The sequence below is a fragment of the Legionella stuttgartensis genome (assembly GCF_977063405.2).
Genome location: NZ_CDRUHA020000091.1, coordinates 1 through 1,179, shown reverse-complemented (window position 1 = coordinate 1,179; position 1,179 = coordinate 1). Strand labels below are relative to the sequence as shown.

Below are 1,179 nucleotides of genomic sequence, written 5' to 3'. Positions count from 1 at the left end.
CGATGTCTAAGGGTTTGTAGTTATTAAAAATAGGAAACTGCCCAATAGCGCGTAACGCTTCAATTTTACTAGAGCTGTTGGCTCTGTCAGCAAGGTCTACTAACTCAGATACCGTAAATCCATATTCGATGAGCAACGTTCTACACTCAGGAAGCTGTGTTAAGGTTCTACTCGATGCATTTTTTTGTGCAATAGAAAACATTTGAGCAGGTGTAAATCCGAGCTCTGAAATAATCGCTAGCTTAAGTATCTTAAACAATGCGTCTAAGTTGTGCGCACCACCAATTTGACCAAGAATGCGCGCTACCGCTTCGCCCTTATTTTGAAATTGAAGTTTATCTAAATTGGCGAGAGCCTGCTCGTTTTCTAATAATTTAAGCAGTGCGCCTAAATTGTGCGAACCACCACCATAACCAAGAATGCGCGCTACCGCTTCGCCCTTGTTTTGAAATTGAAGTTTATCTAAATTGGCGAGAGCCTGCTCGTTTTCTAATAATTTAAGCAGTGCGCCTAAATTGTGCGCACCACCATGATGAGCAAGAATGCGCTCTACCGCTTGGCCTTTATTTTGAAATTGAAGTTTATCTAAATTGGCGAGAGCCTCGTCGTTTTCTAATAATTTAACCAGTGCGCCTAAGTTGCGCGAACCACCGTCCTGACCAAGAATGCGCCCTATCGCTTCGCCTTTATTTTGAAATTGAAGTTTATCTAAATTGGCGAGAGCCTGCTCGTTTTCTAATAATTTAAGCAGTGCACCTAAGTTGCGCGAACCACCACCCTGAGCAAGAATGCGCGCTATCGCTTGGCCCTTGTTTTGAAATTGAAGTTTATCTAAATTGGCGAGAGCCTCGTCGTTTTCCAATAAGTTAAGCAGTGCGTCTAAGTTGTGGGAACCACCGTCATGACCAAGAATGCGTGCTACCGCTTCGCCTTTATTTTGAAATTGAAGTTTATCTAAATTGGCGAGAGCCTGCTCGTTTTCTAATAATTTAAGCAGTGCGTCTAAGTTGTGCGAACCACTTCGATGACTGAGAAGTTTCACCACATTCTCTAGTGTTAATCCTAGCTTTGAGCGTAATTTTTTTTCCTGCTGCTCTTGAGTTAACTTTTTTAGGGCTTTTAATGAGGATACGCCTTGAGCCAATAGTAAAATGAGCTGTTCTTTTGTTATATCAAAAG

General features: G+C 41.9%; 1 protein-coding gene. It reads right to left on the bottom strand.

The window, feature by feature from the left end:
* Nucleotides 1-1,179 (bottom strand): hypothetical protein (locus ACWTEW_RS30180; protein ID WP_454783629.1); only part of this gene is annotated, 1,179 nt, incomplete at both ends.